The 6,176-nt window shown below is 51.3% G+C and carries 4 protein-coding genes; all 4 read left to right on the top strand.

What is annotated here, in order from left to right; genetic code table 11:
• Window positions 1-48: 48 nt before the first annotated feature.
• Complete coding sequence (ribF, locus tag ACJROR_RS10370) at window positions 49-1,023, top strand: bifunctional riboflavin kinase/FAD synthetase (RefSeq protein ID WP_406546986.1); 975 nt, start codon at window positions 49-51, stop codon at window positions 1,021-1,023.
• Between the two features lie 113 nt (window positions 1,024-1,136).
• Window positions 1,137-3,959 (top strand): isoleucine--tRNA ligase, encoded by a 2,823-nt coding sequence (ileS, locus tag ACJROR_RS10375; protein WP_406546987.1) that lies wholly within the window; start codon window positions 1,137-1,139, stop codon window positions 3,957-3,959.
• A gap of 181 nt (window positions 3,960-4,140) precedes the next feature.
• A complete protein-coding gene (gene lspA / locus ACJROR_RS10380) occupies window positions 4,141-4,659 on the top strand; it encodes a signal peptidase II (protein WP_406546988.1) in 519 nt (172 codons plus the stop codon).
• Between the two features lie 120 nt (window positions 4,660-4,779).
• On the top strand, window positions 4,780-5,724 hold the full coding sequence (gene ispH / locus ACJROR_RS10385) for a 4-hydroxy-3-methylbut-2-enyl diphosphate reductase (RefSeq protein ID WP_406546989.1): 945 nt from the start codon (window positions 4,780-4,782) through the stop codon (window positions 5,722-5,724).
• The last annotated feature ends 452 nt before the right edge of the window (window positions 5,725-6,176 follow it).

Below are 6,176 nucleotides of genomic sequence, written 5' to 3' on the forward strand. Positions count from 1 at the left end.
CTATAATTTCGCTGTTTTGATGTTCTGACCACTTGAGAATTTCCGGCTATGCTGCTTGTGAGAAGTTTAAAGCATTATCATTTCAGCAGGGGGAATGAGAGCCTGCGGGAGGAAAAGCCTGACCTTGCTCTTACCATCGGAAATTTTGACGGGCTTCATGAAGGGCACCGGGCGGTTCTGGGAGCTCTTTTGCGAGAGGCCCGGAAAAGAAAGCTTAAAGCGGCGGTAATGTGCTTTGAGCCGCAGCCGAAGGAATTTTTTCAGAAAGAAACTCCGGCCAGACTGAGCAGGTTTCGGGATAAGTTTCTCGGGTTCCGGGATCTCGGGATCGAGATAATGTTCTGTCTCAGGTTTAACAGCGAACTTGCCAGTGTTTCCCCGGAGGATTTTGTTTTTAACATTCTCCGCCGGGAGATGCATGTCCGGTATCTGGTAGTGGGGGATGATTTTCGGTTCGGGAGATTCGGCCTCGGGGATTACGAGTTTCTCAGGCAGGCCGGGCAGAAGGCCGGGTTTGCTGCGGAAAGCCTTAAGAGCTTTGTGAAGCTGGATGACCGGGTAAGCTCCACTCTGATAAGAAAATGTCTGGAGGAGGGGCGGCTCGAAGAGGCGCGGGTGCTTCTGGGGCGGGATTACACCATTGCCGGAAAGGTCTGTCACGGTCAGGAGCTGGGGAGAACCATTAATTTTCCCACTGCCAACATCAATCTGAAAAGGCGGGTGGTGCCGGTATCCGGAGTTTATGCGGTAAGAGCCCGGCTTCCGGACGGCATCCTTAGGAACGGCATTGCCAATGTCGGCATTCGGCCGACGGTGGATGGCCGGGTGCCCCGACTGGAGGTCTTTATTCTTGACTTCAGCGGAGACCTCTATCGTCAGGAAATTCAGGTGTCTTTTTTGAAAAAGCTCCGGGACGAAAGAAAGTTTGCTTCGCTTAACGAGCTAAAAAAGCAGATTGTGCAGGATGAGCTTTTGGCGCGGGATTTTTTCAGTCAGTCAGAAGAAAAGACGCTTGCGGGATAGCGCAGGATTTAATAACCGGATGCCGCGGAATCCCGGCCTTTTGCCGGGTTCCGGGCTTCCGGTTTTATGATTAGTTTTTGTTGTAGACTTAAACAAGGGATGATTTTGAGCTCATGACAGATTATAAAAATACTTTGAACCTGCCGGATACTCCCTTTCCTATGCGGGGAAATCTGGCTAAGCGTGAACCGGAAATGCTTGACGCATGGTACAAGGATGATCTTTACGGAAAAATCAGGGCATCCAGAAAGGGCCGCAAGTCCTTTATTCTGCACGACGGTCCTCCGTATGCCAATGGCAGCATTCATCTGGGCCATTCCGTAAACAAGGTTCTCAAGGACATTATTATCAAGTGCAAGACCCTGTCCGGCTATGATGCTCCTTACATTCCGGGCTGGGATTGCCACGGACTTCCCATTGAGCTCAAGGTTGAAGAAAAGGTGGGCAAGCCGGGACAGAAGGTTTCCGCCAGCGAGTTCAGAGAGGAATGCCGTAAGTACGCAAGGTCTCAGATTGCAGCTCAGATGGCTGATTTTAAGCGTCTGGGAGTGCTGGGGGACTGGGACAATCCTTATCTCACCATGAATTTCGAGACCGAAGCCAATATTATCCGGGCTTTCGGCAAGGTGGCGGAAAACGGTCATCTGGTTAAGGGCTTTAAGCCGGTTCACTGGTGCATCGACTGCCGCAGCGCTCTGGCCGAAGCCGAGGTGGAATACAAGGACTTGAGCTCCCATGCCATTGACGTGAAATTCACGGCTGCCGCTCCGGATGCCGTGTTAGCGGCCTTCGGCGCAGACAAGGGCGAAGGAACCGTAAGCGCGGTAATCTGGACTACTACTCCGTGGACTCTCCCGGCTAATCAGGCTATCTGTCTCAACAAGGATTTTACCTATCAGCTTATTCAGGTGAATGCTCCCGTGAAGGAACGGCTGATCCTTGCCGCCAGCCTTGCGGAAACCGCCCTGAACCGCTATGGCGTTACGGCTTATGAGGTTTTGGCCGAGACCAAGGGCGAGAAGCTCGAGCGTCTCATGTTCCGTCATCCCTTCCTGAATCGCGAGGTGCCGGTAATTCTCGGCGCTCATGTAACTGATGATTCCGGTACCGGCGCTGTGCACACCGCTCCGGCTCATGGTCTTGACGACTACATGGTGGGCATCCGCTACGGTCTTCCGGTGGACTGCCCGGTGGGGGGCGACGGCAAATTCCTGCCGGACGTGGAATTTTTTGCCGGGCTTAATGTTTTTGATGCCAACAGGAATGTCATTGAAGTCCTCAAGGAAAGAAATGCGCTTTTGGCTCTCAAAAAGATCGAACACTCCTATCCGTGCTGCTGGAGACACAAGAGTCCTGTTATTTTCCGGGCTACTCCCCAGTGGTTTATCAGCATGGACGACCATGGTCTCCGCGAGAGATCTCTGGAAGAAATCCGGCAGGTTAAATGGGTGCCGGCCTGGGGCCAGAACCGCATTGAAGCCATGGTGCAGAACCGTCCGGACTGGTGCATCTCCCGGCAGCGCACTTGGGGCGTTCCCATTGCTCTCTTTGCGGACAAGGACACCTCGGAGCTCCATCCCAGAACTCCGGAGCTTATCGAAGAAGTGGCCAGAAGGGTGGAAAAGAGCGGCATTCAGGCCTGGTGGGATCTGGATCCGGCCGAGGTACTCACTCCCGAGGAGCAGGAACGCTATGTAAAGGTCAGCGATACCCTTGATGTCTGGTTTGATTCCGGTTCCACCAGCTTTACCGTGGTGGACAAGAGAAGCGAGTACAACGGCAGCAGCGCTGACATGTATCTCGAGGGCTCGGATCAGCATCGCGGCTGGTTCATGTCCTCCCTGATGCTCAGCACCGCCATTAAGAACGAGGCTCCCTACAAGACTGTTCTTACTCATGGCTTCACCGTGGATGCTCAGGGCCGCAAGATGTCCAAGTCCATCGGAAATGTGGTGAGTCCTCAGGATGTGATTGCCAAGATGGGCGCCGATGTTCTCCGTCTCTGGGTGGCTTCCACCGACTATACCGGCGATATGACGGTATCTGATGAGATTTTCAAGAGAAGCGCCGATGCCTATCGTCGTATCAGAAACACCATGAGATTCCTGCTGGCAAATCTTAAAGGCTTTGATCCGGCGGACAATCTGGTGCCCCTGGACAAAATGGTGGCTCTGGATCGCTGGGCCGTAGCCTGCGCCGCCAAATTCCAGCAGGAAATCATCAAGGCCTATGATGACTTTGATTTCCACACCGTGGTGCAGAAGATCATGGAATTCTGCTCCGTGGAAATGGGCTCCTTCTATCTTGATATCATCAAGGACAGACAGTACACCGCCAAAGCGGACAGTCTGGCCAGAAGATCCTGTCAGAGCGCTCTTTATCACATTGCAGAGGCTCTGGTGCGCTGGATGGCTCCGGTGCTCAGCTTTACCGCTCAGGAAACTTGGAGCTTTATGCCCGGAAAGCGTGACAAGTACGTGTTTACCGCCGAGTGGTACGAGGGCCTTGCCGCTCTGCCTCAGGATGCGGTATTCAATGACGCCTTCTGGCATGAGGTTAAGCAGGTGCGGGATGAGGTTTACAAGAAGCTGGAAGAAGCCCGGAATGAACACCTTATCGGTTCGCCTCTGGAGGCTGACGTGGTGATCTATGCCGATGATGCCAGAAAGGAGATTCTGGATCGTCTGGAAAACGAGCTTATTTATGTGCTCATTGTTTCCCATTGCGCTATTCGTCCCCTTGCCGAGAAGCCTGCTCAGGCCAAGGATGCTGATATTGCCGGTCTTGCCTTTGAGGTGCAGCACAGTTCAGCCAGAAAGTGCACCCGCTGCTGGCATTTTGAGGATTCCGTGGGCGCCATTCCCGGTCATGAGGATGTCTGCTCCCGCTGCGTCACCAATATTGACGGCGCCGGGGAAATCCGTAAGTTTGCCTGATGTCCCAGCCGTTATCCTATGACGGCTTCAGAATAATGTATCAGGAATCAAGGGCCGGTGTTATTCCGGCCTTTATTGTATCGGGTGGAAGCTGGAAAGTCTGAATCTGAAAAGGCGGAAAAAAGCCGGAAAATTACCGGAGGATGGAAAATACAGAAAGATGACAAGACGGGAAGATGGTATGAGCATTTCTTTAAAGGAGTCCGGGATCTGGTATCTCGCAGTGACTCTGGGGGTAATTCTTCTGGATTATTTATCAAAAACCTGGATTATTGACAGCATGGAGCCCTACAGCGCTGAGGCTGCTATTTCGGTGATTGACGGGTTTTTCAGAATAATTCATGTGCATAATCACGGAGCGGCCTTCAGCTTTCTGGCTGACTATCCCGGCTGGCAGAAGTGGCTTTTCAGCAGCATTGCCGTGCTGGTGAGCCTGTTTCTGGTTTATCTCCTCCGGAAAACCCCCCGGCAGCGCTGGTTTCTGAATACGGGATATGCTCTCGTTATCGGCGGAGCTCTGGGAAATCTTTATGATCGTCTGGTTTACGGTTATGTTATTGATTTTCTGGATTTCTACGTTGGCACACATCACTATCCGGCCTTTAATATTGCCGACTGCGGAGTTTGCACCGGAGTGGCGGTGATTATGATCTGCGAAATATTTGTCAGGAAGCCGGAGTCGGAAAATAAGCCGGAATAAGAGCCGGAGAATGATCGCCCGGGATAGCGATCGGTGAAGGATAATGGCCGCAGAAAACTCCTTTTGCGGGGTTTTTGTTCACCGGTTTGTCAGGCTGCGTTTTTAAGGAAGCTTTTTAAGATGGACTCTCAGAAGAAAATTATTATTGCGGTTCCCCATGGCTTTTGCGCCGGGGTGAGCCGGGCCATAGAGACGGTGGAAAAGGTTCTGGAAAAGTACCCTTCTGAGACGGTGTACGTTTTTCATGAGGTGGTGCATAACCAGCACGTGGTGGATGATCTCAAAAAGAAGGGCGTGGTATTTACCGACTGTCTTATGGATATTCCGGAGGGCAGCATTGCGGTGTTTTCCGCTCATGGGGTAACCACGGAGGTGGAGGAACTGGCCCAAGCCCGCAAGCTCAGGGTTTATGATGCCACCTGTCCCATTGTGGACAGAGTGCATCGCAAGGTGCGCCGTCTCTCTCAGCAGGGGGAAGAGGTGATCATGATCGGTCATGCCGGTCATCAGGAGGTGGTGGGCACCCTGGGGCAGTACAAAAACGAAAACGGCGGCATTTACCTTGTGGTAAATCACCGGGATATTGAAAATCTTCAGGTCAGAAATCCGGACAGGATCAGCTTTGTAACCCAGACGACCCTGAGCGTTGACGAAACCGCCGATACCATCAAGGAGCTCAAAACCCGTTTCCCGAATATTCAGGGACCGGGGCTCAATGATATCTGCTATGCCACTCAGAACCGCCAGAGCGCAGTGAAGGATCTGGCAAAGAAGGCTGATGTGGTGCTGGTGGTGGGATCTCGGAATTCCTCTAATTCCAACAGACTCCGGGAGGTGGCTGAGCATGAGGGAACAAGGGCCTTTCTGATAAATGATTATACGGAGCTTCTGCCGGAAATGATTTTCGGAAACCAGGTGATTGGCATTACCGGAGGAGCTTCGGCTCCGGAGTATCTCTTAAAGGATCTGGTACGGGAATTGCGGAGCTTTGGGTACGAGGACATAGAGGAAATGGGCATTTCCACGGAAAAACAGAAGTTCCGGCTTCCGGGAGATCTCGTTTGATTAGTTGTTAATATTTTGTTAAATAAAAAACTAAGCCGTCATGTATACTTTTATACAAAATCTCCCGTTTTTCATGGTCTGTGTAGTGCTTTGAAACAGGATCTTTTTTAAGAAACTTTTTAAAGTTGTGCGATTCTTAACAAAAATATAACCATTGTCTCTTAAATACTAAGCCATGACTCTCTGATGATGTAGAATCAAAAGAACAAGTTGCAGGATTTTGCCCTGGTTGGATGCTCGCGTCCCGATTTTACAGAGCACGTACCGGTTAAATCTGAGTGCTTCAAGAGTGTTTTTTATCACCCCCCGAGATTCAACTGCGACACATAAGCGGATTTTACGCAGCAGGTTTCAGTTCAGAAAGGCTGCGTAAAATGGGACACAGATGATGTTTAATTAATGTTTGTCAGGAGACAAAGATGATCAAATTATCAAAGCTTTCGCGCAATATT

This window comes from Succinimonas sp. (genome assembly GCF_045225735.1).
Taxonomy (GTDB): Bacteria; Pseudomonadota; Gammaproteobacteria; order Enterobacterales; family Succinivibrionaceae; genus Succinimonas.

Bases quoted from the DNA above. Each gene is read 5' to 3' on its own strand.
- ribF (WP_406546986.1), top strand. From the start codon at position 49: ATGCTGCTTGTGAGAAGTTTAAAGCATTATCATTTCAGCAGGGGGAAT.
- ileS (WP_406546987.1), top strand. From the start codon at position 1,137: ATGACAGATTATAAAAATACTTTGAACCTGCCGGATACTCCCTTTCCT.
- lspA (WP_406546988.1), top strand. From the start codon at position 4,141: ATGAGCATTTCTTTAAAGGAGTCCGGGATCTGGTATCTCGCAGTGACT.
- ispH (WP_406546989.1), top strand. From the start codon at position 4,780: ATGGACTCTCAGAAGAAAATTATTATTGCGGTTCCCCATGGCTTTTGC.